Annotated in this window: 23 protein-coding genes and 1 tRNA gene; 18 read left to right on the plus strand and 6 right to left on the minus strand. The window is 65.8% G+C overall.

Annotation, left to right across the window (positions count from 1 at the left end; translation table 11 throughout):
- Window positions 1-531: 531 nt before the first annotated feature.
- From ASF09_RS11005 to ASF09_RS11065, 13 genes are all read left to right on the plus strand, one after another.
- Window positions 532-810 carry a flagellar basal body rod protein FlgB gene (locus ASF09_RS11005; RefSeq protein WP_060526221.1) on the plus strand — a complete coding sequence of 93 codons (279 nt, stop codon included), beginning with the start codon at window positions 532-534 and terminating at the stop codon, window positions 808-810.
- 18 nt (window positions 811-828) lie between these two features.
- Window positions 829-1,224: a flagellar basal body rod protein FlgC gene (gene flgC, locus ASF09_RS11010; protein WP_056054208.1), complete on the plus strand. Its 396-nt coding sequence runs from the start codon at window positions 829-831 to the stop codon at window positions 1,222-1,224.
- A 2-nt stretch (window positions 1,225-1,226) separates the two neighbouring features.
- Window positions 1,227-1,910: a flagellar hook assembly protein FlgD gene (locus tag ASF09_RS11015; RefSeq protein WP_056054212.1), complete on the plus strand. Its 684-nt coding sequence runs from the start codon at window positions 1,227-1,229 to the stop codon at window positions 1,908-1,910.
- 30 nt (window positions 1,911-1,940) lie between these two features.
- Window positions 1,941-3,221: a flagellar hook protein FlgE gene (locus ASF09_RS11020; RefSeq protein ID WP_060526222.1), complete on the plus strand. Its 1,281-nt coding sequence runs from the start codon at window positions 1,941-1,943 to the stop codon at window positions 3,219-3,221.
- Window positions 3,222-3,247: 26 nt separating this feature from the next.
- The gene (gene flgF / locus ASF09_RS11025; RefSeq protein WP_056054217.1) at window positions 3,248-4,000 is read left to right on the plus strand and encodes a flagellar basal-body rod protein FlgF; all 753 of its coding nucleotides are present in this window, start codon (window positions 3,248-3,250) and stop codon (window positions 3,998-4,000) included.
- A 13-nt stretch (window positions 4,001-4,013) separates the two neighbouring features.
- Window positions 4,014-4,802, plus strand: a complete 789-nt coding sequence (gene flgG / locus ASF09_RS11030) for a flagellar basal-body rod protein FlgG (protein WP_060526223.1) — start codon at window positions 4,014-4,016, stop codon at window positions 4,800-4,802.
- Between the two features lie 2 nt (window positions 4,803-4,804).
- On the plus strand, window positions 4,805-5,500 hold the full coding sequence (locus ASF09_RS11035) for a flagellar basal body L-ring protein FlgH (RefSeq protein WP_060526224.1): 696 nt from the start codon (window positions 4,805-4,807) through the stop codon (window positions 5,498-5,500).
- A 10-nt stretch (window positions 5,501-5,510) separates the two neighbouring features.
- Complete coding sequence (locus ASF09_RS11040; protein ID WP_056054822.1) at window positions 5,511-6,602, plus strand: flagellar basal body P-ring protein FlgI; 1,092 nt, start codon at window positions 5,511-5,513, stop codon at window positions 6,600-6,602.
- Entirely contained in the window at window positions 6,599-6,934 is a 336-nt protein-coding gene (locus tag ASF09_RS11045; RefSeq protein WP_235529792.1) for a rod-binding protein, read from the plus strand. The genes ASF09_RS11040 and ASF09_RS11045 overlap by 4 nt, the downstream gene beginning before the upstream one ends.
- On the plus strand, window positions 6,931-8,277 hold the full coding sequence (flgK, locus tag ASF09_RS11050; RefSeq protein ID WP_060526225.1) for a flagellar hook-associated protein FlgK: 1,347 nt from the start codon (window positions 6,931-6,933) through the stop codon (window positions 8,275-8,277). Before ASF09_RS11045 ends, flgK begins: the two co-directional genes overlap by 4 nt.
- Window positions 8,278-8,282: 5 nt before the next feature.
- On the plus strand, window positions 8,283-9,203 hold the full coding sequence (locus tag ASF09_RS11055) for a flagellin N-terminal helical domain-containing protein (RefSeq protein ID WP_060526226.1): 921 nt from the start codon (window positions 8,283-8,285) through the stop codon (window positions 9,201-9,203).
- A 92-nt stretch (window positions 9,204-9,295) separates the two neighbouring features.
- Window positions 9,296-10,159, plus strand: a complete 864-nt coding sequence (gene motA / locus ASF09_RS11060) for a flagellar motor stator protein MotA (protein WP_056054231.1) — start codon at window positions 9,296-9,298, stop codon at window positions 10,157-10,159.
- A gap of 15 nt (window positions 10,160-10,174) precedes the next feature.
- Window positions 10,175-11,077 (plus strand): flagellar motor protein MotB, encoded by a 903-nt coding sequence (locus ASF09_RS11065; RefSeq protein ID WP_056054233.1) that lies wholly within the window; start codon window positions 10,175-10,177, stop codon window positions 11,075-11,077.
- Between the two features lie 100 nt (window positions 11,078-11,177).
- On the opposite strand, the gene ASF09_RS11070 is transcribed toward ASF09_RS11065, so the two are convergent.
- From ASF09_RS11070 to ASF09_RS11095, 6 genes are all read right to left on the minus strand, one after another.
- Complete coding sequence (locus ASF09_RS11070; RefSeq protein ID WP_060526227.1) at window positions 11,178-11,669, minus strand: MucR family transcriptional regulator; 492 nt, start codon at window positions 11,667-11,669, stop codon at window positions 11,178-11,180.
- A 351-nt stretch (window positions 11,670-12,020) separates the two neighbouring features.
- Window positions 12,021-12,716 carry a hypothetical protein gene (locus ASF09_RS11075; protein ID WP_060526228.1) on the minus strand — a complete coding sequence of 232 codons (696 nt, stop codon included), beginning with the start codon at window positions 12,714-12,716 and terminating at the stop codon, window positions 12,021-12,023.
- Window positions 12,717-12,767: 51 nt separating this feature from the next.
- Window positions 12,768-14,147 carry an MFS transporter gene (locus tag ASF09_RS11080; protein WP_060526229.1) on the minus strand — a complete coding sequence of 460 codons (1,380 nt, stop codon included), beginning with the start codon at window positions 14,145-14,147 and terminating at the stop codon, window positions 12,768-12,770.
- A 479-nt stretch (window positions 14,148-14,626) separates the two neighbouring features.
- Window positions 14,627-14,938, minus strand: a complete 312-nt coding sequence (locus tag ASF09_RS11085) for a hypothetical protein (RefSeq protein ID WP_060526230.1) — start codon at window positions 14,936-14,938, stop codon at window positions 14,627-14,629.
- A complete protein-coding gene (locus ASF09_RS11090; RefSeq protein WP_156359318.1) occupies window positions 14,935-16,023 on the minus strand; it encodes a hypothetical protein in 1,089 nt (362 codons plus the stop codon). The genes ASF09_RS11085 and ASF09_RS11090 overlap by 4 nt, the downstream gene beginning before the upstream one ends.
- A gap of 116 nt (window positions 16,024-16,139) precedes the next feature.
- A tRNA-Leu gene (locus tag ASF09_RS11095) sits at window positions 16,140-16,226 on the minus strand.
- Window positions 16,227-16,338: 112 nt separating this feature from the next.
- Between ASF09_RS11095 and ASF09_RS11100 the strand changes: the two genes are divergently transcribed.
- From ASF09_RS11100 to gltB, 5 genes are all read left to right on the plus strand, one after another.
- Window positions 16,339-17,292 carry a complex I NDUFA9 subunit family protein gene (locus ASF09_RS11100; RefSeq protein WP_060526232.1) on the plus strand — a complete coding sequence of 318 codons (954 nt, stop codon included), beginning with the start codon at window positions 16,339-16,341 and terminating at the stop codon, window positions 17,290-17,292.
- Window positions 17,293-17,361: 69 nt separating this feature from the next.
- Window positions 17,362-18,171, plus strand: a complete 810-nt coding sequence (locus ASF09_RS11105; protein ID WP_056054252.1) for an undecaprenyl-diphosphate phosphatase — start codon at window positions 17,362-17,364, stop codon at window positions 18,169-18,171.
- Between the two features lie 151 nt (window positions 18,172-18,322).
- The gene (locus ASF09_RS11110) at window positions 18,323-19,765 is read left to right on the plus strand and encodes an NAD(P)-dependent oxidoreductase (protein ID WP_060526233.1); all 1,443 of its coding nucleotides are present in this window, start codon (window positions 18,323-18,325) and stop codon (window positions 19,763-19,765) included.
- Window positions 19,723-20,343, plus strand: a complete 621-nt coding sequence (locus ASF09_RS11115; protein ID WP_060526234.1) for a DUF2059 domain-containing protein — start codon at window positions 19,723-19,725, stop codon at window positions 20,341-20,343. Before ASF09_RS11110 ends, ASF09_RS11115 begins: the two co-directional genes overlap by 43 nt.
- Before the next feature lie 2 nt (window positions 20,344-20,345).
- Entirely contained in the window at window positions 20,346-24,860 is a 4,515-nt protein-coding gene (gene gltB / locus ASF09_RS11120; protein WP_060526235.1) for a glutamate synthase large subunit, read from the plus strand.
- The last annotated feature ends 232 nt before the right edge of the window (window positions 24,861-25,092 follow it).

Below are 25,092 nucleotides of genomic sequence, written 5' to 3' on the forward strand. Positions count from 1 at the left end.
GCCGGGGCCCAATTGGGAAACGTCGCTAACTAGGGACGCGCTTCATTACTCCGACCTTGCCAATTGGGCCCCGGCCTTCGCCGGGGTGGCTGCTCCTTGTTCTCCCGCGAAGGCGGGAGTCCAGTGTGGGTCCCCGCCTCCGCTGGGAAACATTGGGTGTAGCGGGATGTTCGCCGAGGCCTTCTCCCCTCCCTCGTGAAGGGAGGGGCTGGGGGTGGGTGGGCTGCTTGGCTGGTTGCCGTACCCGGCAAACGTTCTCTAACCCCTTCACAAACTGGGTGAGCCGCGCACCGGCAACCGCGTTGCCGCCAATCACTGCCGCACCGGCAAGCCGTTGCCGTTCGCCCTGCCGCTTGCTTGCCGCCCGCCTGCCGTCGACCGGCAAAGCCACATCCTCCACCCATACCGCAAAAACTGGCACGGCCATTGCTTATGTCCGGTTGCGCAATTGGTGCGCCAGGAGACGGGTCTGTGTCAGGCGACACGCTTTTCGGAGTTCATGGGGCGGCACTCGAGGTGCGCTCGCAGCGCATGGGCGTGCTCGCGTCGAACATCGCCAACGCGTCGACGCCGGGCTTCAAGGCGCGCGACATCGATTTCAACGCGGCGCTTGCGTCGGTCGAGAACGACGGGAGCACGAGTGCCGCGACCAAATACCGCGTCGCGACGCAGACCTCGCTCGATGGCAACACCGTCGAGCTGAGCCACGAGCAGACCGCGTTCGCCGAGAACGCCGTCCAGTATCAGACGACGCTGTCGTTCCTGAATGGGCGGATCAGCACGATCACCCGCGCGCTGAAGGGGGAATAAGACGTGTCCAACCAGCCCATGACGATCTTCCAGGTGGCCGGCCGCGCGATGTCCGCGCAGCTGGTCCGGATGAACACGACCGCGTCGAACCTCGCCAACGCCGGCGGTACGACCGGGTCGGCCGAGACCGCATACAAGTCGATGCGGCCGGTGTTCCGCACCAGCTTCGACGCGGCGAGCGGCATGTCGACGGTCGACGTCGAACGCGTCGTCAGCGCCGGCGAAGCGCCGACCAAGCGCTACGATCCAGACAATCCGATGGCCGACAAGGATGGCAACATCTTCGAGGCGTCGGTCGATGAAACCCGCGAGATGGTCGACATGATGGAGACCGCCCGCAGCTACCAGAACAACGTCGAAGTGATGAACACGGCCAAGTCGCTCATCATCGATACCCTCAAGCTAGGCCGCTGATCATGGCAACCTCCTTCGATTCCACGCTGAACAGTCTCGGTATCGCGCGCACCTCGACGGCGGCGGCCAAGACGGCGACCCCATCGGGCTCGTCGAACCTCGGCCAGTCCGATTTCCTGAAGCTGATGACCGCGCAGATGCAGAACCAGGACCCGTTCAACCCGGTCGACAACACCCAGATGGTCGCACAGATGGCGCAGATCTCGACCACCTCGGGCATATCCGAGATGAATTCGACGATGAAGGCGATCGCCGACAAGCTTGGCGTCACCAGCACCAGCGAAGCGATGGGCTATGTCGGCAAGACCGTGCTGACCGCCGGTACGACCGCGTACGGCCGGACCGGCGGCGGGATCGCCGGGTCGGTCGAGTTGGCCGCCGCGGCGTCGGGCGTCAACGTGACGATCAGCGACGCGAGCGGCGCCGCGCTCAAGACGATGGCGCTCGGGCCGCAGGCCAAGGGCACGGTCGGCTACGACTGGGACGGCAAGAATGCGGCCGGGGTCGATGCCGGCAATGGCCCCTTCACGATCAGCGTCGCGGCGCAGAGCGGCGGCGCCGCGGTCGGCGCGACCAACTTGGTCTGGGCGCCGGTCCAGTCGGTCTCGACCACCACCGGTTCCGCCGTCCTCACCCTCCCCGGCATCGGCGAAGTGCCGGCCAGCGCCATCCGCCAGATCGGCTGATCGCACCCCTAATTTCAAGGAGTTCACCGCATGTCTTTCTATACCTCGCTTTCCGGTCTCCAGGCTTCGCAGGCCGAAATGGCGACGATCTCGCACAATCTGGCGAACGTCTCGACCAACGGCTTCAAGAAGAGCCGCACCGATTTCGCCGACGTGATCGCCTCGAGCGTGTCGGTCGCGCCGTCGCAGCAGGTTGGCTCGGGCGTCATGGTCAAGGGCAACCGCCAGCAGTTCGGGCAGGGCAATCTGCTCCAGTCGGCGAGCGCGCTCGACCTCGCCGTGTCGGGCGACGGTTTCTTCGCGGTCAAGCCCGATCCGAGCTCGGCAACGGTCAACTACACGCGCAACGGCTCGTTCCTGGTCGACGCCAACAACAACGTGACCGACGCGAACGGCAACTTCCTCCAGGTCTATCCGGTCGACGGTTCGGGCAACGTCATCCAGGCGAGCATGAACACGCTGCAGAACCTGACGCTGCCCGCCACCAGCGGCGCGCTGAAGGCGACGCAGGACGTCAAGCTGGGCGTCAACCTGAATGCCAACACCGCGCAGCCGGCGAACGCGACGTTCAACCGCCTCGACGTGTCGTCGTACAACCAGGCGACGACGACCTCGGTCTATGACTCGCAGGGCAATCCGATGGCGATGACGAGCTATTACGTCCGCGATACGGCACCGATCGCAACGCCCCAGGGCGGCACCGCCGACCTGTCGTCGACCTGGTCGGTCTACAGCTTCGTTGGCGACAAGCCGATGACGGCAGGCGGCAGCGACAGCGTGAAATTGCAGTTCGGCAGCAGCGGGCAGCTGACCGCTCCGGCGGCCAAGACTACGTTCGACGCGTTCACCCCGGCCAGCGGGTCGGCGCAGGCGATCAGCCTCGACCTGACCGCGAGCACGCAGAGCGCGGCGTCGTTCAAGGTCGCCACGCAGACGCAGGACGGCCTTGCGGTCGGCCAGTTGCAGGGCGTGACCGTCGACGATGCCGGGATCGTCAAGGCGAGCTTCTCGAACGGCGACGTCAAGGCGCTGGGCCAAGTGGCGCTCGTCAACTTCTCGAACCCGTCGGGTCTGCGCCAGCTCGGCGACAGCGGCTGGGCATCGACCGGCGTCTCGGGCAGCCCGATCGCCGGCACGGCCGGTCAGCGCGGCCTCGGCAACCTGATGTCGGGGACGATCGAGCGGTCGAACGTCGACATCACCGAGGAACTGGTCAATTTGATCGCGGCACAGCGCAATTTCCAGGCGAATTCGAAGGCGCTGGATACCGCCAGCCAGATTTCGCAGACCATCTTCAACATCCGCAGCTGACCGAAAAAGCGGGCAGGGGACCCTGAATGGACAAGCTGGTCTACACCGCGGCGTCGGGCCTGCGTGCGCACATGGCGGCGCAGGCGGCGATCGCCAACAACATGGCGAACGCGTCGACGACCGGATTCCGCGCCGATCGCGTGGTGTTCGACCGGATGAACCTGAAGGGCGACGGCACCACGCTGGAGGCGCGCGCGCCGACCTCGGAAGAGGTCACCGACGCGGATCGGTCGCCGGGTGCCATCCAGCAGACCGGGCGGCCGCTCGACGTCGCGATCACCGGCACCACCGCATGGCTGGCGGTGCAGGCGTCGGACGGCTCCGAGGCGTATACCCGCCGTGGTGACCTTGAGGTCGCACCGTCGGGCGTGCTCCAGACCGGCGACGGGCATCCGGTGATCGGCTCGGGGGGGCCGATCACGCTGCCGCCCTACCAGTCGCTGTCGATCGCCGGCGACGGGACGATCTCGATCGTGCCGCAGGGTGGCGATGCGAAGAACCCGCAGGTCATCGACAAGCTCAAGCTTGCCGACACCAAGGGGTCGGAGACGGTCAAGGGGCTCGACAACCTGCTGCGCGTCAAGGGCGGGGGGACGCTGCCCGAGGATCTCGATGCGAAGGTGCAGGGCGGGGCGATCGAGGGATCGAACGTCAACATGACGCAGGCGCTGGTCGACATGATCGAGAACCAGCGCAGTTACGAAGTCCAGGCCAACATGTTGAAGTCCGCCAAGGACATGGATGAAAGCGGCGCATCCGTGATGCGCCTGCCGAGCTAGAAGGAACCGACGAATGTCATCCGCAGCCATGCATATCGCGCGTACCGGGCTCGACGCCCAGGATATGCGCATGCGCGTCATCTCGAACAATCTCGCCAACGTGAACACGACGGGCTTCAAGAAGGACCGTGCCGCGTTCGAGACGCTCGCCTACCAAGTCGTGACGACGCCGGGCGCGCAGAGCACGTCCGAGACCAAATACGCGACCGGTCTCAATCTCGGCACCGGCGTGAAGATCCAGGGCACCGCGCGCATCGATACGCAGGGCGCGATGCAGACGACCGGCAACAGCCTCGATCTCGCGCTCGACGGCGACGGCTATTTCCAGGTGCAGATGCCCGGCGGTACGCTCGGCTATACGCGCTCGGGCAATTTCTCGCGCTCGGCCGAAGGTTTGCTGGTCACCAGCGAAGGCTATCAGGTGCAGCCCGGCATCACCGTGCCGCAGGGCACGACCGCGATCACGATCGGGTCGGACGGCACCGTGTCGGCAACTGTTCCCGGCCAGACCGAAGCGACGCAGCTTGGCCAGATCCAGGTGGCGAACTTTCCGAACGGCGCCGGCCTCCAGGCGACCGGCGACAATTACCTGGTCGAGACCGCGGCGAGCGGCGCGGCCAATGTCGGCGTCGCGGGCCAGGACGGTCGCGGCAACATCAAGCAGGGTATGCTCGAAGCGTCGAACGTCAACGTCGTCGAGGAACTCGTCGACATGATCGAGACACAGCGCGCGTACGAGGTGAATTCGAAGATGATCTCGGCGACCGACGACATGCTCAAATACGTCAACCAGAACATCTGATCATGACTCGCACCGCTTCCCATTCCGTCGTCCTGATGACCGCGATCGCGCTCGCCGGGTTCGCTTCGTCCGCAGCCGATGCCGGCATCTTCGGCAAAAAGCTGCCGCCCGAGGATTTCTCGGTCGCGCGGCCTCTTCCGGTCGTGCCGGTGCCGGTCGTCGCGACGGGCTCGATCTTCCAGGCGCAGGATGGCTACGCAGCGCTGTACGAAGGCTGGCGCGCGCGGAAAGTCGGCGATCCGCTGACGATCGTGCTGGTCGAGCGGACCGCCGCGTCGAAGACGTCGGGCTCGAAGCTCGACAGCAATGGCGGCGCGAGCATCACGCCGCCGACCACCGGCGCGCTCAACCTGTTCAACAAGAGCGATGCGGCGATCAGCGGCGGGCGCAATTTCAACGGCACCGGCGCCGCCGACCAGACGAACTCGCTGTCGGGCGAAGTCAGCGTGACGGTCGCGCAGGTCTATCCCAACGGAACGATGCTGGTGCAGGGCCAGAAGCGCGTGACGCTCAACCGCGGCGACGAGTTCCTCAAGATCAAGGGTCTGGTCCGGACCGCCGACGTCGACGCCAACAACCGCGTGCTGTCGACCCGCGTCGCCGACGCGCAGATCTCGTACACCGGCAAGGGCGACGTCGCCCGCGCCGGCCGCCAGGGGTGGCTCGGCCGCTTCTTCTCCGTCGTCAGCCCGTTCTAAGGCCGTGACCATGCGCTTCCTGCTCGCCCTTTTCGCATCGCTCCTGATCGCAGGCCCGGCCTCGGCCGACCGGATCAAGGATCTGGGCGGGTTCCAGGGGATCCGATCGAACCAGCTGACCGGCTACGGCATCGTCGTCGGCCTGCCCGGCACCGGCGACGACAATCTCGAATACACCGTGCAGTCGCTGAAGGCGGTCGCATCGCGCTTCGGCCTGCAGCTGCCGCCGACCGCCAACCCGGGGATGAAGAACGCGGCAGTGGTGATGATCACCGCCGAACTGCCGCCGTTCGCCAAGCCCGGCCAGCGGCTCGACATCACCGTCGCGTCGATGGGCAAGGCGAAGTCCTTGCGCGGCGGCAGCCTGATCATGACGCCGCTGCTCGGTGCGGACAACCAGATCTACGCGATGGCGCAGGGCAACCTCGCCGTTGGTGGCCTCGGGGCCGAAGGCGCTGACGGGTCGAAGATCGTCGTCAACGTGCCCTCGACCGGGCGTATTCCCGAGGGGGCGACGGTCGAACGTGCGGTCGCGACCGGGTTCGACAGCGCGCCGATGCTCACCTTCAACCTCGCGCGTGCCGATTTCACTACCGCGCAGAACGTCGCGGGGGCGATCAACTCGAAGCTCGGCTTCGGCAGCGCGCAGGCGATCGACGCGGTCTCTGTTTCGGTACGTGCACCGATCGGCGCGGACGTCCGGGCCACGCTGATGTCGACGATCGAGAATCTCGACGTCGTGTCCGCCGAACCCTCGGCCAAGGTGATCGTCAACGCGCGCACCGGCACCGTCGTGATCAACTCGGCGGTTCGGGTCGGCCCGGCGGCGATCACGCACGGCAAGATGACGGTGCGGATCGACGAGAAGCCGCAGGTCAGTCAGCCCGCCCCGTTCAGCCAGGGCCAGACCGCGATCACCCCGAACAGCCGCGTCGCGGTCGAGGAGGAGCGTCGCCCGATGTTCCTGCTCGCACCCGGCCCCAAGCTCGCCGACATCGTCAAGGCGGTCAACGCGATCGGCGCATCGCCGGCCGATCTGGTCGCGATCCTCGAGGCGCTGAAGGAAGCCGGCGCACTCAAGGCCGAGTTGATCGTCCTGTGAGCGCGATCACCACACCCACGCTCGCGACGACCGCGACCACCGGGATCTCGACCGACACTAGCCGTCTCAAGTCGAAGGACAATCTCGACAAGGCCGGGCAGAAGTTCGAGGCGGTGTTCACCGGCATGATGCTGAAGAGCATGCGGCAGGCGAAACTCGCCGATCCGATCTTCGATTCGAAGGCGATCGATACCTTCACCGACATGCAGGACGGGCTGATCGCGAAGTCGATGGCCGAGCACACGCCGCTCGGCATCGGCAAGGCGATGACCGATTTTCTCAGCAAATCTCAATCGGATATTAACCCGGCGGCGACAGACTCACCGCCATGAGCGATCTCCTTTCGATCGGCGCGTCGGGCGTCCGCGCGTACCAGACCGCGTTGTCCACGGTGTCGGAGAACATCGCGAACACCGGCACCGCGGGCTATACCCGGCGGACGACGACGCTTGGCGAAGTCGCGTCGATCGGTGGCGGGATCGCCGCGCGGACGTCGTCGAACGGCAGCGGGGTGGTCGTCGTCGGCATCGGTCGCAGCGCCAATGCCTACCGCTCGCAGGCGGTGCGCAGCGCCGGCACCGATCTGGCCAAGACCGAAACCAGCATTGCCTGGATGAGCCGGATCGAGACGTCGCTGGGCGACAACAAGCTCGGCGACCGGCTCACCAGCTTCTTCGGCGCGGCGCAGACGTTGTCGGCGGATCCGACCTCGATTCCGGCACGCGCGGCGATGCTCGAGTCGGCAGGCAGTGCTGCTGCCGCCTTCGCGACCACCGGCAAGGCGCTCGATACCGCGACCGCTGAACTCGATGCGACGACCTCGCAGGCGGTCGATTCGCTTAATTCGCTCGGCACCGCGCTCGCCAAGATCAACGACGGTATCGCCCGGTCGCAGCCGGGTTCGTCAAGCGCGGCGCAGCTCGCCGACCAGCGCGACCAGGTGCTCGATCAGATGAGCACGCTGACCGACGTGAGCACGTCGTTCGACGGTCTCGGCCGCGCGACGGTGCGGCTCGGCGGTGCGGCCGGACCGGCGTTCGTCGTCGGCTCCGACAGTGGCCAGGCGGCGTACGCGCGCAACGACGAAGGCGCGGTGCAGTTCACGGTCACGCAAGGCGGCGCCACCTCGACGCTGTCGCCGTCGGGCGGCGCGCTCGCCGGGTTCGCCGACGGAGCGCAGCGGCTCGTCGCGGCCCGCGACGGGCTGAACGCGATCGCCAAGGATTTCACCACGCAGGTCAATGCGGTCCAGGCACAGGGGCGCGATCTCGACGGCAAGGCCGGTACCGCGCTGTTCGCGACCGGCGATACGCCGACCGACATCTCGGTGGCACTGACCGACCCGCGCGGGATCGCCGCCGCCAGTGCGAACGGCAGCATGCGCGATGCGTCGAACCTAGCCGCGTTGCAGACCGCCCGGTCGAGCGGCGGGTTCGAGACGCGCACCGTCAACCTGGTTGCCGGCAATGCCGCCGCACTCCAGCAGCGCACGACCGTGGCCGATGCGCAGAGCGCGATCCGCGACGGCGCGGTCAGCGCACTTGCGTCGGCGTCGGGGGTCGATCTCGATAGCGAGGCGGTCGATCTGCTGCGCTTCCAGCAGGCCTATCAGGCGTCGAGCCGGGTGATCCAGACCGCGCGCGACACGTTCCAGTCCATCCTCGAGATCCGGTAACGCCCATGCAGATCCCGACGAGCCTTTTCTACGACCGGTCGTCGGCGGCCATGACGTCGCTGTCCAGCAAGGCGGATGCGCTCAATGCGCAGATCTCGACCGGCAAGCGGTTCACCGCGCCGTCGCAGGACAGCGTCGCGTATCAGCGGCTGGCCGGGCTCGCGCGCGATACCGCCAACGACAAGGCCTATGCCGCCAACCTCGGCACCGCCGAATCGGTGTTGAAGCAGGGCGATACCAGTCTCAGCGCGATGTCCGATCAGTTGCAGAACGCGACGGTGCTGGTGACGCAGGCGAAGAACGGCACGCTGAGTGCGCTGGACCGCAAGGCGATCGGCGAGCAGATCGCCGGGATCGTCGCCTCGCTGACGAATATCGCCAACGCGAAGGACGCGCGCGGCCAGCCGCTGTTCGGCGGGTCGGACGGGGCCGCGGCGGTCGCGACCGATGGCAGCTACGCGCTGGCGTCGAAGCCGGTTAGCGGAATCCCGATCGGCGATGGCCAGAGCGTGCAGGCCAACGAAACCGCCGCACGGATCTTCACGGTTGGCGGAAAGACCAACGCGGATGGCAGCGTCGGCGGGGGCACCAACACGCTGGCGATGCTGTCGGCGATCGCGACCGCGCTGCAATCGGATGATTTCAAGACGAGTTCGCTCGATACGTCGCTGGCCGATATCAGCGCGGCCTCCGATCAGGTGTCGACCGTGCAGGCCTCGCTCGGCGCACGCGCGGCGCGAGTCGATCTGGAGAGTTCGCGGCTGACCGATGTCGCCGCAGACCGCGAGGAGACCCGCTCTGGTCTCGAGGACACCGATGCCACGACCACGTTCATCGAGCTGCAAAAGACGATGACGATCCTGTCGGCGACGCAGGCGAGCTTTACGAAGCTCTCGGCATTGTCATTGTTCGATTATCTTCGCTGACGGCTGCGTTCGGTAACCGGATGGCTACGAAATCCGGTTAATTCCCTGGCTACGCACTTGCCATCGTCGGCCCAGAGGGAATTTCCAGCACCATGTTTCCGGTAATCGGCATCGTCGTCCTGCTCGTCATGGTGTTTGGCGGATTCGCCTTTACGGGCGGCGCGCTCGGACCCGTCCTGGAGGCGATCCCGCACGAGATGCTGATCATCGGCGGCGCCGCGGCCGGCGCGCTGATCATCGGCAATTCCGGCAAGGAACTCAAAGCGCTCGGCGCCGGGCTGGGCAAGGTCTTCAAGGGCCCGAAATACAAGAAGCAGGATTATCTCGACGTCATCTTCCTCGTCAGCAAGCTGATGAAGATGCTGCGGATGGACGGGCCGATCGCGCTCGAGCCGCATGTCGAAGATCCGCAGTCGTCCGCCGTGTTCGCCGAATATCCCAAGCTCCTGAAGAACCACGCGCTCGTCAACCTGATCGCCGATACGCTGCGCCTCGTCGTGGTGTCGTCGGGTACGCTCGACGTCCACGCGGTCGAGGAGGTGATGGACCAGTCGATCAAGACGCATCACCACGAGGAGGAAAGTGCTCACGGTACTCTGACCAGCCTTGCCGACGCGCTGCCCGCGCTCGGCATCGTCGCGGCGGTGCTCGGCGTGGTGAAGACGATGGGGTCGATCGACAAGCCGCCGTCGATCCTCGGCTCGATGATCGGCTCGGCGCTGGTCGGCACGTTCATGGGCGTGTTGCTGGCGTACGGCATGGTCGCGCCGCTCGCCAACCGGTTGCGCCAGGTGCTCGATGCCGACGCCGCGATCTACGGCGTGGTCAAGCAGATCATCATCGCCTCGCTCCACGGCCATCCGCAGCCGCTGGTGATCGAAGCCGCACGCTCGGGGATCGCGCACAAGAACCAGCCGGGCTTCGCCGAAGTCTTCGACGGGCTTCGCGGTAAGTAGAGCGGCGACAGACACATGGCCCGCGCCCCTCACGGCAACATCCAGCCGCCGAAAATTATCGTCAAGAAGATCTATATCGAAGGTCATGGCGGGCATCACGGCGGCGCCTGGAAGGTCGCCTATGCCGATTTCGTGACCGCGATGATGGCGTTCTTCCTGCTGCTGTGGATTCTCGGCGCGACCACCGAGAAGCAGCGCAAGGGCATTGCCGATTACTTCGCGCCGACGCTGCTCGATACGCGCTCGCTCGGGATCGGCGGCGGCGCGCTGTTCGGCGGCGAATCGATCCTCGACAAGAACAAGATCGGACCCAAGGCGGGCCAGACCAGCATGCCGCAGATCGCGGTGCCCGATGCGGGCAAGGGCGGCGCCTCGACCGGCACCGGTGAGCAGGGGACGATCAAGAACCGCCAGGCGCTCGCGAGCGAAGATCGCAAGAACTTCGAAGCGATGCGCAAGCGGGTACTGAGCCAGATCGCCGCCTCGCCCAAGCTGTCGCGGCTCGCGAGCCATGTCCGCTTCGTCCCGACGCAGGACGGCATGCGGATCGATCTGGTCGACGATGCGGATTATTCGATGTTCGCGCTCGGCACGACCGCGCTCGATCCGCAGGCGGGCGACCTGATCGGGATGATCGCGAAAACGATCGAGGGGATGAAGAACCCGATCATGATCCGCGGCCATACCGACAGCGTGCCGTATGGCGACCCGCGCGCGATGAACAACTGGATGCTGTCGTCGGGCCGCGCCGAGGCGACGCGTCGCCGGCTGCTGATCGGCGGTACGCCCGAGGCGCGGTTCGAGCGGATCGAAGGCGTCGCCGACCGCGAACCGCTGATCGTCAAGGATCCGAGCGACCCGCGCAACCGCCGCGTTGCGATCACGTTGCTCTACCGGCGCGGCGTGTTCGGCAAGTAAGCACAGGCGCGGCGTGGCATGAAAAAGGCCCGGCATCGCGTGATGCCGGGCCTTTTTCATGTCGGTCGACGCTATATGCCAGCGCTGATGATCGTCGCGGTTACTCGGCGCTGACGGTTTCCGATTTGCGCTTGCGCGGGGCGGCGGGCGCGGCTTCGGGCTTGCGGGCGCCGGGCTTGCGACCGAGACCGATCTTCTTCGCCATCGCGCGACGGCTCTCCGAATAATTCTCGGCGACCATCGGATAATCGGGCTTCAGGCCGTAGCGCTCGCGATATTCGGCGGGCGTCATGCCGTGGGTGGCAAGATGGCGACGCAGCGTCTTGTAAGACTTGCCGTCGATCATCGAGATGATGTGATCCTTCGACGCGAGCGATTTGCGCGCGGTTACTGCCGGCGTGTATTCGGTCGCGGTTTCGACCGGAGTCGTATCGGTCGTACCACCAAGCAGCGTAGAGACGGTCTCGTGCATCTTTCCCAGAAAAGCCGGAACGTCTTCGGCCGAGCTGCGCGTGTTCGGGTTGCCCAGCCACGCGATCGTCAGTTCGGTCGCGAGCTCTACAGCATTCAGGTCGGTGGTATCTTCGGCCATGCTACACTCCATTGTCTATTGCCCCCGTAACGAGCTTCGACAACGTATTCAACCACATGGGACGTAATTGGGCCGTTTAATCTAAGATAGTCTAAATGGGAAGTCGTCGCACGGCGAGATAAGTCCATTTTGATTGCTTTAGATCAGCCTGGCGTTGCGCCGCTTGGCCTATCGTAGCGCTTGAGGGCATGATGTTTAGCCCGATGCACTTCCGTTTCCGGCAATATTGGCGCGATCTGGAGGCGCCCGAGCGACGGCCGGTCGGACCGTTCATGTCCGCCAGAGCGCGCATCCAGGGCGCGCCGGTGGGGTGATCGCGCGCACCGCGTTCAGGTCAGCGTGTCTCGGTGGTCAATCCTGGCGGGCGGGCGGCGCGAACGCGAGCACCTCGCGCGTGTAGGTTTCGACCACTTCGCTGATCGGCGTTCCCGCGGCGGTAACCAGTAGCGCGCGGTTCTCGATGACATGCGGGGGAATGTCCAACGCCGGCGCCTCGCGCGGGATCGGCACACCGGCATCCCAGCCGGTCGGCAGCGGCGACCACAACAGCCGCGCCGACACCGTCTGGCGACGGAAATGGAGCGGTTGCACCACCCGACCGAACGGCGTGTCGCTGCCGTCGAGCGCGGCATTCATCTGCGGGGTCAGTCGCGACGGGACGTACCAGTTGTCCGCTTCCGACAGGACATGCGCCCCACACCGCAGCCGCACCCGCCGATAGCGGATCGGCTCGTCGTCGCTGACGCCCAGGCGGCGGCGTTGCTCTGCGGTCGGCGTCTTCGTGATCGTCGGGTCGCGGTCGGCGACGATCTTGCTGCCCGGTGCGGCGAGGTGGTGGTCGGCACACCAGTCGTCAAGCACCAGCGTCGCACTGTCGCGCGTGAGCAGCAGGATCTCAAGCGACTGGAGCGCAGCGAGGCTTTCTGCCCGGCCGATGATGTCGCCCGGCCAGACGTGCGAGCGTGGTTGTCCTGACGAACTCCCGCCTGTCGAAACAACCGACGCGAGCGTCGGGGCAAATACTGGGGCGAATACGGGGGCGATCATGCAATCCTCCACAAAATACGATGCGCCGGCGAAAGGCGAGCCGAGACGTTTTCAGGCGGCAATGTCTTCCAGGGCGCGATTGGCCGTGGCGGGTCCGAACACGCCGATCGCCCCGATCACGACGATGTACGCGGCGGCGATGAAGCCGAACACACCCGCGACGCCGCCCTGTCGCAGGACGAAGGCGATCAGGAACGCGTTGAGCATCGCCGAGATCCGGCTGAACGCATAGACGAAGCCGATCGCCTTGGCGCGGATCCGCGTCGGAAAGATCTCGGCCTGGTAGGCGTGATACGCGAACGAGATCGTGTTGCCGGCCACAGTCAGCACGATACCGAGCAGGATCAGCAGCGCCGGGCTGGCGGAGGCGGCGAACAGCCCGCCCGCCGAGACGACCGTCGCCGCGCCGGCAACGATGATCCACTTGCGTTCGAACCGATCGCCGATCGCGAGGCCGAGCATCGGCCCGACCGGGGCGGCGAGCGCGATGATCGCGGTATACGCCATGCTCTTGGTGACCGGGATGCCGTGCTCGATCAGCAAGGTCGGAACCCAGTTGGTGAACCCGAAATAGCCGATCGTCTGGAAGACGTTGAAGACGATCATCATGATCGTCCGGCGGCGATAGGGCGCACGAAACATCTCGCCGAACCGTCCGTCCCGCACCACCGGGCGCTCGGCGGAGGGCGGAGGCAGCGATGTGCCGCTCTCCTGTTCGATGCGCCGTTCGAGCGCGGCGACGATCGCCTCGGCTTCGACCAGCCGCCCTTGCTGTACCAGCCAGCGCGGGCTCTCGGGCAGGCGCCGGCGGATATACCACACCGCGACCGCGCTGCTCGCGCCGATCAGCACGACCCAGCGCCAGCCCTCCAGTCCGAACGGCGCCAGCGGGACCAGTATCCAGGACAGCAGCGCGACGACCGGGACCGCGACGAAGCCGATCGTCTGGCTGAGCGCGATCGCCCGGCCTCGGACATGCCCGGGAACGAGCTCGCAGATGAAGGTGTCGATCGTGATCATCTCAACGCCGAGCCCGATCCCTGCGCAGAACCGCAGCGCGTTGATCGCCATCGCGCTCGACTGGAACGCCATCGCCACCGATGCGGCCGAATAGCCCAGCAACGCCCAGGTGAAGACCGCACGTCGCCCGAAGCGATCGTTGAACGCGCCCGCGATCATCGTACCGACCGTCAGTCCGGCGAACAGCGCCGCGATGAACGACGCGATGCCCTGGGTGCCGAAAAGACCCGCGGTCGTCGTAGTGAAGAGGCCGCTGCTCACCAGGCCGGGTGCGATATAGCCCGACAGCAGCATGTCGTAGAGTTCGAAGAAGAACGCCAGGCCGAGCAGCGCGACGATCGTCCATACCGTCCGCGTGGCCGGCAGCCGGTCGAGCCGGGCGGACACATCACCGCTGGTCGCGATGGTCATTGTTCGTAAGGGTGGCAGCACATCGCTCTCCGATCGCGAACGCGTGAAACGCTCGAACCGTGCCGGATACCGACCTCACATGTCGATAGAATGACGACGCGCAAACGCCACGACTGGCCGCGAATACAGGGCGCCGCGCCGGCTCCGGTCTGGAGTAGGTGTTTGGGGCCGCGCTCGATGGGCGAATCCGAACTGCCCCGATCGGTGCCCAGGCGGTTCATGCTGTCGAAGTATCGACCGGGTGCCTGGTCGTGGCGCGGCGGCCGTCGATATCGCAGTACCGACCGGCGGATCCCACGCCAGCAAAAGGCGTCTGGAGGATCGCGGGAAACTCGGCATTTCCCTGGGTTCCTCCAATGGTACCCTACAAAGGCCTATGGCTAGGTAATCAGGCCGTTGGAGAAATCATCCGCTGACGGGACGGTTTCGATACCGCGATTCGTGACCCTCACGTCGCTCGTGCGCGGGCATGCCCGGTTTCAATCTCTCGCGTCGCGCAACGCCTCCAACTCGGCCAGTCTCACCGGATCGTCGGCGGCAAGCGCTTCTTCGAGATAGAAGCTATGCGCGATATTGCGCACCACCTCCTGCGCTTCACCACTATATTCGGCAGCGATGACCGCGAAGGCGTCGACCAGTTCGCGAAGAAACCCTTTTTCCAAAGCTTCAAGCTGGGCACCCAGAACTTCCATCATCTCGACAGAGACATCGGGATCCAGCAGGTCTTCGCCTGTCAAATCGGCAAAAACTACAAAGCGAGCGATGATGCGGGCGACCGGTATGGCGATCATGGCTTGACCACCCTGACTTTGATGTTGGTGACCTTCATCTTCTTCAGCAGCTTTACTGCTTTGGCTTTCTGGACAGGGGTAGGAACCTCCCATGTTCCAATGAGCCGATGCTGCGCCAACACCTGCGATTGTCGTAATAGCTGGGCTCGTGCATGCGGCGCATCCCTTACGCCCCACTTTCGATCGATAACGTATTCGCCTTGTATGCCATCGAACTTGACCGGTCGCTTCGAGCCGTCCGGCATTGTTCGCATTAGCGTCGGCGCCTGCCCAGGGCGCGCGCCAGTCGCCGAATCATTATACGCTGTCCAAGGTTCGTCGGGTTTGAGAGTTTCCTTCACCCAGCCGATCTGCGGCGGATCATAAGTTGTGCGTGGCCTCGCAATACGTAGGCTACGCAGCGCCGAAACCTTGGAGAGCGCCGCCCCAGGCGCGACCGCCAGCGCTATGTTCCCGGCGACCGATCCCGTTGCTCGACCGATATCCCGCGCCGAGGCATTGGCGACCGCGTCTGCCGCACGCGAAATCTGTACGCGAGCTGGCGTATCCTCGGCAGCGATCGCCGTATCGATCATCCCCGCTATCCCGCGGCCGGCGTCCCGAACGGTGGTGACCGGATTTGTCGTCAGCGCAGCACGGACCCCCGCCGCCGTTTCTTCCCCGACGTCGTACAGTCCCTGGCCGACGCCACCGACGAATTCGGCGACGGGGTTCGGCTGATCATCGGGCCGCAGTCCCGGAATGCGCGTGGATTGCGCCTTGGCCGACCTGCGCTCTACCGACTTTCGGTCGTCGCCCGCGAACGGTGGGGCACGCGGCACTTCCGCTTTCGGCGGTGTCGAGGTCCGCGACGTATCACGATTCCCGACGCTTGGAGCGCGATCGTTCCTGGCGCTAGTGGTATGGGCCTCGCTCGATCCCTCACGGCGTCCCGCGCCTGCAAAGGTAAACCGGCCGTCCGCCGGATCATGCCATGGATTGAATTTGAGTTCGAGACCGTCAGGACCCAGCGCCGATGGCACCTTACCCGTTCGCAGCCACCGTGAAAACGCGTTCCGCTCGCCGCTGCCCGATGTCTGGACCATGCCATCCCCCGCTTGTCATTGCGGTGAGAACATCTGAGCAACATTATCCTACAAGTCAAGCGCGTCGCGAGCGGATGTTGAGATCCGCCTCGCCCGAACGCGCTTCCTGTGTAGTGTGGTGCCCGGAAGAGGACTCGAACCTCCACGACCTTGCGATCGCCAGCACCTGAAGCTGGTGCGTCTACCAATTCCGCCATCCGGGCACGGGGTAGGAGGGCGCCTCTAGTGGAGGGTCGCAATGCTTGTCAACACGCCTCTTGCTGGGGCAAGGGGTTATTCGTGATTGGCAGGCAAAACAAAGTGGACGGACGCGCGATGAACGACAAACTGGTGACGTTGATCGGGGGCGGCGGTTTCGTCGGCCGCTATGTCGCACAGGCGCTGCTGGCGACGGGCGCACGCGTCCGCATCGCACAGCGCGATCCGCGGCAGGCGTTCTTCCTGAAACCGCTCGGCGGGCTCGGCCAGACGCAGTTCGTCGGTGCCGACGTCACCAAGCCCGAGACGATCGCGCATGCGGTTCACGGCTCGGACGTGGTGGTGAACCTGGTCGGCGTGCTCGCGGGCGATTTCCAGCGCGTCCAGGCTCTCGGCGCACAGACGGTGGCACAGGCTGCGGCGAAGGCCGGCGTGGGCGCGCTCGTGCACGTCTCGGCGATCGGCGCGGATCCGGAGTCCGCGTCGGCGTACGGCAAGTCGAAGGGGCAGGGCGAGGCCGCCGTGCTCGAGGCGTTCCCGACCGCGACGATCCTGCGACCGTCGATCGTGTTCGGCCAGGAAGACCAGTTCGTGAACCGCTTCGCCGGGATGATCGCGAAGGCGCCGGTCGTTCCCGTGCTACGCGCCGGGGCGAAGTTCCAGCCGGTGTTCGTCGGCAACGTGGCCGACGCGGTGGTGGCAGCGGCGTCCGATCCCGAGACGTTCGGCGGCCAGACGCTGGAACTCGGCGGCCCCGACATCATCACGATGGGCAATTTGATCCGCTGGATCGCCAAGACGATCGGCCGCAATCCCTCGATCGTCGAGCTACCGGACTTTGCCGGCGCGCTGATCGCCAAGGGCGGCTTCCTGCCGGGTGCGCCGATCACCAAGGACCAGTGGACGATGCTGCAGAGCGACAATATCGTCACCGGCACCGATGGCCTCGCCGCGTTCGGGATCGAGGCGACGCCACTGTCGACGGTCGCGCCGGGCTGGCTGGTGCGCTTTCGCAAGGCTGGACGGTTCGGTCGCCGCGCCGAAACGCGTGCGGAAGTTCACGCAGACTAATGCTGCACGTGCTAAGCGTGCCCTGAAACCCGCGCCTCTTTCTGAAACCCGCGACGCCGGAGCGCCTGCTTGACCGAACTTCTCACCGTCATCCTGCTCGGCATCGTCGAGGGGATCACCGAATTCCTGCCCGTCTCGTCGACCGGACACCTGATCCTCGCGACGCGGTTGCTCGGCTATGATGCGGGGCGCTGGGAGGTGTTCAACGTTGTCATCCAGCTCGGCGCGATCCTCGCGATCGTCGTGCTGTACTGGCGGACGTTCTGGGCGGTCGGCATGGGGCTGATCCGCCGCGAGCCGAAATCATGGCTGTTCCTGCGCAACCTGGTGGTCGCGTTCATCCCGGCGGCGGTGATCGGCCTCGCGCTGCATAAGTATATCGAGGCGCTGCTCGGGAATGCAGAGGTCGTTGCGATCGCCCTCATCGTCGGCGGCTTCGCGATCCTCGCGGTGGAGCGGTTCGCACCGCGCAGCGACATCAGCGGCGTCGCGGATATCCCTCTGAAGACGGTGATCGGCATCGGCTTTCTCCAGTGCTTGGCGATGATCCCGGGCGTCAGCCGGTCGGGCGCGACCATCCTCGGCGCGCTGGCATTGGGCGTCGAGCGGCGCACCGCCGCGGAGTTCAGCTTCTTCCTCGCGATCCCGACGATGCTAGGCGCGAGTGCGCTCGAACTGTTGAAGAATCGTGACGCGATCGCGAGCGGCGGGGGCGTCGGGCTGGGCGCGATCGCGATCGGCGCGGCGGTGTCGTTCGTCGTCGCGTTGCTGGTGGTGAAGTGGTTCGTCGGGATCGTTACCAAGCACGGGTTCGTGCCGTTCGCATTGTACCGCGTCGTCGCCGGGTCGGCCGCGCTGATCTGGCTGCTCAGCAAGTAAGACCGAATCGGGCTTAATAAGCTTTCTTGAGAATGGCTCTCGCGAAACGGAGCTTCAAGTCCGCGTTAATACGGCAGTATTGCTACCTTATATGCCGATTTAGTCGTGACAAGCCTCCAATCGCGCAATAACGCGGCTGTCGGAGGCTATCATGGCGAACGATTCGATGCTCAAATTTGTCGGCCGGGAGCAATCCTATCCCGACAAGCGGACCGCCGACGAGCGGGCCGACGATTTCCGCGAGATCGCGCAGCGCTATGCGGTCGAGCCCGCTGAAGAGCAGGCCGGACGCTGTTCGCAGTGTGGCGTGCCGTATTGTTCGGTCCACTGCCCGCTGCACAACCATATCCCTGACTGGCTCCGGCTGACCGCGGAGGGGCGGCTTCGCGAGGCGTACGAGTTGAGCAACGCGACCTCGACCATGCCCGAGATCTGCGGCCGGATCTGCCCGCAGGACCGGCTGTGCGAAGGCAATTGCGTGATCGAATTCACCGGGCACGGCGCGGTCACGATCGGCTCGGTCGAGAAGTTCATCACCGATACCGCCTGGGAGAATGGCTGGGTCGAACCGCTGGTCCCCGGCAAATCGCGCGGCCAGTCGGTCGGCGTGATCGGTGCGGGACCGGCAGGGCTCACCGCGGCGGAATATCTGCGCGGCCACGGCTACGACGTCCACGTCTATGATCGCTACGACCGGGCGGGCGGGTTGCTCACCTATGGCATCCCAGGCTTCAAGCTCGAAAAGCCGATCGTCATGCGCCGCGTCGAGCGCCTCAAGGCTGCCGGCATCGTCTTCCACGAAGGCTTCGCGGTCGGCGACGATGCGAGCCTCGACGATCTCCGCCAGCGCCACGACGCGATCCTGATCGCGACCGGCGTCTACAAGGCGCGTGCGATGGACCTGCCGGGTGGCGGATCGAACGGCGTGGTCGCCGCGCTCGACTTCCTCGTCGCCTCGAACCGCAAGGGCTTCGGCGACGCGGTCCCGGCGTTCGACGACGGCAGCCTCAACGCCGACGGCAAGGACGTCGTCGTGATCGGCGGCGGCGACACCGCGATGGACTGCGTCCGCACCGCGATCCGCCAGGGCGCCAAGTCGGTGAAATGCCTCTACCGCCGCGACCGCGCCAACATGCCCGGCTCGCAGCGCGAAGTCGCCAACGCCGAGGAAGAAGGCGTCGAGTTCGTCTGGCTCTCCGGCCCGCAGAGCTTCGATGGCGGCGACGTGGTGTCGAGCGTCAAGGTCCGAAAGATGCGTCTCGGCGCTCCCGATGCAAGCGGCCGCCGTGCGCCCGAACCCGATCCCGCCGGCGACTATTCGGTGAACGCCGATCTCGTCATCAAGGCGCTTGGCTTCGACGCCGAGGACCTGCCGACGCTGTTCGCAACGCCGGAACTCGGCGTGAGCCGCTGGGGCACCGTGCTGGTCGACGGCAAGACGCTGATGACGTCGCTCGACGGCGTGTTCGCGGCCGGCGACATCGTCCGCGGCGCGAGCCTCGTCGTATGGGCGATCCGCGACGGTCGTGATGTCGCGGCGACGATGCACAAATGGCTGAAGACGAAGGCGGCCAACGCGAAGGTCGCGGCATGAGCCACGGGTTTCTCAGCGCGGCGTTGCTGGCGGGCGCAATGTTGCCGTCGGCGTCGCATGCGCAGGCATCGCCTGTCGCCGTCACGGCCCCCGATCCGGCCCGCCTCGCGGCGGCGCGCGAGCTGATTAACGTGCTGATGCCGCCCGAATCGCGTGAACGGATGATCGAAAGCATGATCGCCCCGATGCTCGGCAATCTGCAGCAGGGCATGGCGCAGAGCCCGATGTTCAGCAGTGCGATGGCGGACCATCCGGAGATGCAGACGCGGTTTGCCACCTTTCTGGAACGGCAGCAGGCGCGCACGATGACGCTAATGCGCGACGGATTGCCGAGCATGGTCGAGGCGATGGCGCGCGCCTATGCGCGCCGCTTCGATGTCGCTCAATGCCGCGACATCAAGGCGTTCTTCGCGACGCCGAGCGGCCGTGCGTACATGCAGCAATCGCTGACGATCATGGCCGACCCAGACGTCGCCGCCTGGCAGCGGTCGATGATGCAATCCTCGATGGCGCACATGCAGGCCGATGTCGCCGAGTTCGCCAAGCAGGCTGCCACGCCCGAAGAGAAGAAGAAGTGACGATGACCGATTTCATCACCGATCAACGCGCCCGTCTCGCCGAGCACGGCATGTACCGCCCGGAATTCGAGGGCGACGCGTGCGGCGTGGGCCTCGTCGCCGCCACCGACGGCCGCGCGTCGCGGCGTGTCGTGCAGTCTGCGGTCGATGCCTTGAAGGCCGTTTGGCACCGCGGTGCGGTCGATGCGGACGGCAAGACCGGTGACGGCGCAGGCCTGCACATCGACCTGCCGCTGCGCTTCTTCGACGACGCGGTCGCCGCGTCAGGCCACAAGGTGCGCCCGAACCGTCTCGCGGTCGGCATGATCTTCCTGCCACGCACCGATCTCGGCGCGCAGGAGGATTGCCGGACGATCGTCGAGAGCGCGATCATCGAGGCGGGCTACACCATCTATGGCTGGCGGCAGGTGCCCGTCGACGTGTCGGTAATCGGCCAGAAGGCGCAGGCGACGCGCCCCGAGATCGAGCAGATCATGATCGCCGGGCCCTTGCCCGAGGAGCAGGACGCCACCGAGTTCGAGAAGACGCTGTACCTCGTCCGTCGCCGGATCGAGAAGCGCGTGATCGCGGCGCAGATCCAGGGCTTCTACATCTGTTCGCTGTCGTGCCGCTCGATCATCTACAAGGGGCTGTTCCTCGCCGAATCGCTCTCGGTCTTCTATCCGGACCTGTGCGACCAGCGCTTCGAGAGCCGTGTCGCGATCTTCCATCAGCGCTATTCGACCAACACCTTCCCGCAATGGTGGCTGGCGCAGCCGTTCCGCTGCCTCGCGCACAACGGCGAGATCAACACGATCCGCGGCAACAAGAACTGGATGCTCTCCCACGAGATCCGCATGGCGAGCCTCGCGTTCGGCGACAATTCGGAGGACATCAAGCCGGTGATCCCCGCCGGCGCATCCGACACCGCTGCATTGGACGCGGTGTTCGAGGCGATCTGTCGCTCGGGCCGCGATGCGCCGACCGCCAAGCTGATGCTCGTGCCCGAAGCCGCCAGCCCGGACATGCCGCCCGAGCATACCGCGATGTATCAGTATCTCGCGTCCGTCATGGAGCCGTGGGACGGCCCTGCCGCGCTGGCGATGACCGATGGCCGCTGGGCGGTCGCCGGCATGGACCGCAACGCGCTGCGTCCGCTCCGCTATACGCTGACCTCGGACGGCCTGCTGATCGTCGGGTCGGAGAGCGGCATGGTCGTCGTTCCCGAATCGACGATCGTCGCAAAGGGCCGCCTTGGGCCGGGCGAGATGATCGCGGTCGACCTCGACGAAGGTCGCCTGCTCCAGGATCGCGAAGTGAAGGATCGCATCTCGGGTGAGGCGGATTACGCCGCGATGATCGGTGAGTTCCACACGCTCGCCGACCTGCCCTCGGTCGAGGACGCCGTGGTGCGCTACGACCGCGCCGAACTAGCCCGTCGCCAGGTCGCGGCGGGCCAGACGATGGAGGACATGGAGTTGATCCTGTCGCCGATGGTCGAATCCGCGAAGGAAGCGATCGGCTCGATGGGCGACGACACGCCGCTCGCGGTCATCTCGGACAAGCCACGGTTGATCAGCCAGTTCTTTCGCCAGAACTTCTCGCAGGTCACCAACCCGCCGATCGATCCGTTGCGCGAGCGCCACGTGATGTCGCTCAAGACGCGGTTCGGCAATCTCGCCAACATCCTCGACGTGCGTGACCAGCGCGAACGTGTGTTGGTACTCGATTCCCCCGTGCTGACGGGCGAGCATTGGTCGCGGCTGAAGGCGCATTTCGGTAACGCGGTCGCCGAGATCGACTGCACGTTCGACGTCGGCGGCGGGCCGGAGAAGCTGCGTGCGGCGATCCAGCGGATCCGCAACGAGGCCGAACAGGCGGTGCGTCAGGGCAAGAGCGAGATCTTCCTCACTGACGAAGCCATCTCCGAGGACCGCGTCGGCATCGCCGGCGTGCTCGCGGTGGCGGCCGTCCACACGCACCTCGTCCGCCGCGGCCTGCGCTCCTATGCGTCGATCAACGTCCGCTCGGCCGAGTGCCTCGACACGCATTACTACGCCGTGCTGATCGGTGTCGGGGCGACCACCGTGAACGCGTATCTTGCCGAGGCCGCGATCGTCGATCGCCAGTCGCGCGGGCTGTTCGGCGATCTCGACCTCGCCGAATGTCTCCGCCGCCACCGCGTCGCGGTCGAGGAGGGGCTGCTCAAGATCATGTCGAAGATGGGCATCGCGGTCATCTCGTCCTACCGCGGCGGCTATAATTTCGAGGCGGTCGGGCTCTCGCGCAGCCTGGTGAACGACCTGTTCCCCGGCATGCCTGCCAAGATCAGCGGCGAGGGTTATGCGTCGTTGCACGTCAACGCGACCGACCGCCACGAAGCGGCGTTCGATCCGGCGGTGGCGACTCTGCCGATCGGTGGCTTCTATCGCCAGCGCCACACCGGCGAAACGCACGCCTATTCCGCGCAGCTGATGCACCTGCTCCAGACCGCGGTCGCGACCGACAGCTATACGAGCTATCTGCAATTCTCGCGCGGCGTGTCCGATCTGCCGCCGGTGTATCTGCGCGATCTGCTCCAGTTCAACTTCCCCGCGGAGGGAGTGCCGGTCGACCAGGTCGAGGCGATCACCGAAATCCGCAAGCGCTTCGTGACGCCCGGCATGTCGCTCGGCGCGTTGTCGCCCGAGGCGCACGAGACGCTGGCGATCGCGATGAACCGGATCGGCGCCAAGGCCGTCTCGGGCGAGGGCGGCGAGGACAAGTCGCGCTTCGTGCCGTATGCGAACGGTGACAACGCCAACTCGTCGATCAAGCAGGTCGCGTCCGGCCGCTTCGGCGTCACGGCGGAATATCTGAACGCGTGCGAGGAGATCGAGGTCAAGGTCGCGCAGGGCGCCAAGCCCGGCGAGGGCGGCCAGCTGCCCGGCTTCAAGGTTACCGAGTTCATCGCCAAGCTGCGCCATGCGACGCCCGGCGTGACGCTGATCTCGCCACCCCCGCACCACGACATCTACTCGATCGAGGATCTCGCCCAGCTCATCTACGACCTGAAGCAGATCAACCCGCGCGCCCGGGTGTGCGTGAAGCTCGTCTCGTCGGCCGGCATCGGCACCGTGGCCGCGGGCGTGGCGAAGGCGCATGCCGACGTGATCCTGATCGCTGGCCATGTCGGCGGCACCGGCGCGTCGCCCCAGACGTCGATCAAATATGCCGGCACGCCGTGGGAAATGGGCCTGTCGGAGGTCAACCAGGTGCTGACGCTCAACGGCTTGCGCGGTCGCGTGCGGTTGCGCACCGATGGCGGGCTGAAGACCGGTCGCGACATCGTCATCGCCGCGATTCTGGGCGCGGAAGAGTTCGGGATCGGCACGCTATCGCTGGTCGCGATGGGCTGCATCATGGTCCGCCAGTGCCATTCGAACACGTGCCCGGTCGGCATTTGCACGCAGAATGACGCGCTTCGCCAGAAGTTCGTCGGCACGCCCGAAAAGGTGATCAACCTGATGACCTTCATCGCCGAGGAAGTCCGCGACATCCTCGCGCGGCTCGGCGTGAAGAGCCTCGACGACGTGATCGGCCGCACTGAACTGTTGCGGCAGGTCAGCCGCGGCGCGGAGCATCTCGACGATCTCGACCTGAACCCGATCCTGGCGAAGGTCGATGCCGACGATTCGCAGCGCCGGTTCAGCCTGTCGACCTTCCGCAACGAAGTCCCTGACAGCCTCGACGCGCAGATCATCAAGGACGCGTCCGCGGTGTTCTCGCGCGGCGAGAAGATGCAACTGACCTATTCGGTGCGCAACACGCACCGCGCGGTGGGGACCCGGCTGTCGAGCGAGATCACGCGGAAGTTCGGGATGTCCACGCTGGCGGACAACCACGTCACGATCCGTCTGCGTGGGTCGGCGGGCCAGTCGCTCGGCGCATTCCTGTGCAAGGGCATCACTTTGGAAGTGTTCGGCGATTCGAACGATTACGTCGGCAAGGGGCTGTCGGGCGGCACGATTATCGTGCGGCCGGCGGTAAGTTCGCCGCTGGCGTCGCAGGACAACACGATCATCGGCAACACCGTGCTCTACGGCGCGACATCGGGCCGGCTGTTCGCGGCGGGGCAGGCGGGCGAGCGCTTCGCGGTCCGCAACTCGGGTGCGGTCGTGGTCGTCGAAGGCTGCGGTGCGAACGGGTGCGAGTACATGACCAACGGCATCGCGGTGGTGCTCGGCGCGGTCGGCGCGAACTTCGGCGCGGGCATGACCGGCGGGATGGCGTTCGTCTACGATCCCGACGGCGTGTTCGCGAAGCGTGCCAACCCGGAGAACATCACCTGGGACCGCGTGAAATCACTCCACTGGGCGGATGTGCTGCTCGACCTGGTGCGCGATCACGCCGACCACACCGACAGCAAATGGTCGAAGGGCCTGCTTGAGGATTGGGACCGGGTGGCGCCGCATTTCTGGCAGATCGTGCCGAAGGAAATGCTGACGCGCCTGTCGCACCCACTGGACGACAGCGCGGAACTGGTCGCGGCCGAATAACCTCAAGCCCTGACACCACCCTGGCGCCCGCCGGGGTGGTGCAAGTTAGAGGGTTTCACGCGGAGGCGCGGAGACGCGGAGCTAAAGTCCCTCTGCATCTCTCCTAATACGATCCGTGATGAAGGAGCTCCGCTCGCGGCGAGCGCAACACCTCCGCGTCTCCGCGCCTCCGCGTGAACCAAATCTTATCGGCGCCAACCCGCGCTAGTGACACAGCCGCCCCCCACCGCCT

Origin of the sequence: Sphingomonas sp. Leaf242, from assembly GCF_001422045.1 — a bacterium.
Taxonomy (GTDB): domain Bacteria; phylum Pseudomonadota; class Alphaproteobacteria; order Sphingomonadales; family Sphingomonadaceae; genus Sphingomonas.

Excerpts from the sequence above, each read along its gene's own strand:
- ASF09_RS11005 (WP_060526221.1), top strand. The coding sequence starts at position 532 with ATGGGCGTGCTCGCGTCGAACATCGCCAACGCGTCGACGCCGGGCTTC.
- flgC (WP_056054208.1), top strand. The coding sequence starts at position 829 with ATGACGATCTTCCAGGTGGCCGGCCGCGCGATGTCCGCGCAGCTGGTC.
- ASF09_RS11015 (WP_056054212.1), top strand. The coding sequence starts at position 1,227 with ATGGCAACCTCCTTCGATTCCACGCTGAACAGTCTCGGTATCGCGCGC.
- ASF09_RS11020 (WP_060526222.1), top strand. The coding sequence starts at position 1,941 with ATGTCTTTCTATACCTCGCTTTCCGGTCTCCAGGCTTCGCAGGCCGAA.
- flgF (WP_056054217.1), top strand. The coding sequence starts at position 3,248 with ATGGACAAGCTGGTCTACACCGCGGCGTCGGGCCTGCGTGCGCACATG.
- flgG (WP_060526223.1), top strand. The coding sequence starts at position 4,014 with ATGTCATCCGCAGCCATGCATATCGCGCGTACCGGGCTCGACGCCCAG.
- ASF09_RS11035 (WP_060526224.1), top strand. The coding sequence starts at position 4,805 with ATGACTCGCACCGCTTCCCATTCCGTCGTCCTGATGACCGCGATCGCG.
- ASF09_RS11040 (WP_056054822.1), top strand. The coding sequence starts at position 5,511 with ATGCGCTTCCTGCTCGCCCTTTTCGCATCGCTCCTGATCGCAGGCCCG.
- flgK (WP_060526225.1), top strand. The coding sequence starts at position 6,931 with ATGAGCGATCTCCTTTCGATCGGCGCGTCGGGCGTCCGCGCGTACCAG.
- ASF09_RS11055 (WP_060526226.1), top strand. The coding sequence starts at position 8,283 with ATGCAGATCCCGACGAGCCTTTTCTACGACCGGTCGTCGGCGGCCATG.
- motA (WP_056054231.1), top strand. The coding sequence starts at position 9,296 with ATGTTTCCGGTAATCGGCATCGTCGTCCTGCTCGTCATGGTGTTTGGC.
- ASF09_RS11065 (WP_056054233.1), top strand. The coding sequence starts at position 10,175 with ATGGCCCGCGCCCCTCACGGCAACATCCAGCCGCCGAAAATTATCGTC.
- ASF09_RS11070 (WP_060526227.1), bottom strand. The coding sequence starts at position 11,669 with ATGGCCGAAGATACCACCGACCTGAATGCTGTAGAGCTCGCGACCGAA.
- ASF09_RS11075 (WP_060526228.1), bottom strand. The coding sequence starts at position 12,716 with ATGATCGCCCCCGTATTCGCCCCAGTATTTGCCCCGACGCTCGCGTCG.
- ASF09_RS11080 (WP_060526229.1), bottom strand. The coding sequence starts at position 14,147 with ATGACCATCGCGACCAGCGGTGATGTGTCCGCCCGGCTCGACCGGCTG.
- ASF09_RS11085 (WP_060526230.1), bottom strand. The coding sequence starts at position 14,938 with ATGATCGCCATACCGGTCGCCCGCATCATCGCTCGCTTTGTAGTTTTT.
- ASF09_RS11090 (WP_156359318.1), bottom strand. The coding sequence starts at position 16,023 with ATGGTCCAGACATCGGGCAGCGGCGAGCGGAACGCGTTTTCACGGTGG.
- ASF09_RS11100 (WP_060526232.1), top strand. The coding sequence starts at position 16,339 with ATGAACGACAAACTGGTGACGTTGATCGGGGGCGGCGGTTTCGTCGGC.
- ASF09_RS11110 (WP_060526233.1), top strand. The coding sequence starts at position 18,323 with ATGGCGAACGATTCGATGCTCAAATTTGTCGGCCGGGAGCAATCCTAT.
- ASF09_RS11115 (WP_060526234.1), top strand. The coding sequence starts at position 19,723 with ATGGCTGAAGACGAAGGCGGCCAACGCGAAGGTCGCGGCATGAGCCAC.
- gltB (WP_060526235.1), top strand. The coding sequence starts at position 20,346 with ATGACCGATTTCATCACCGATCAACGCGCCCGTCTCGCCGAGCACGGC.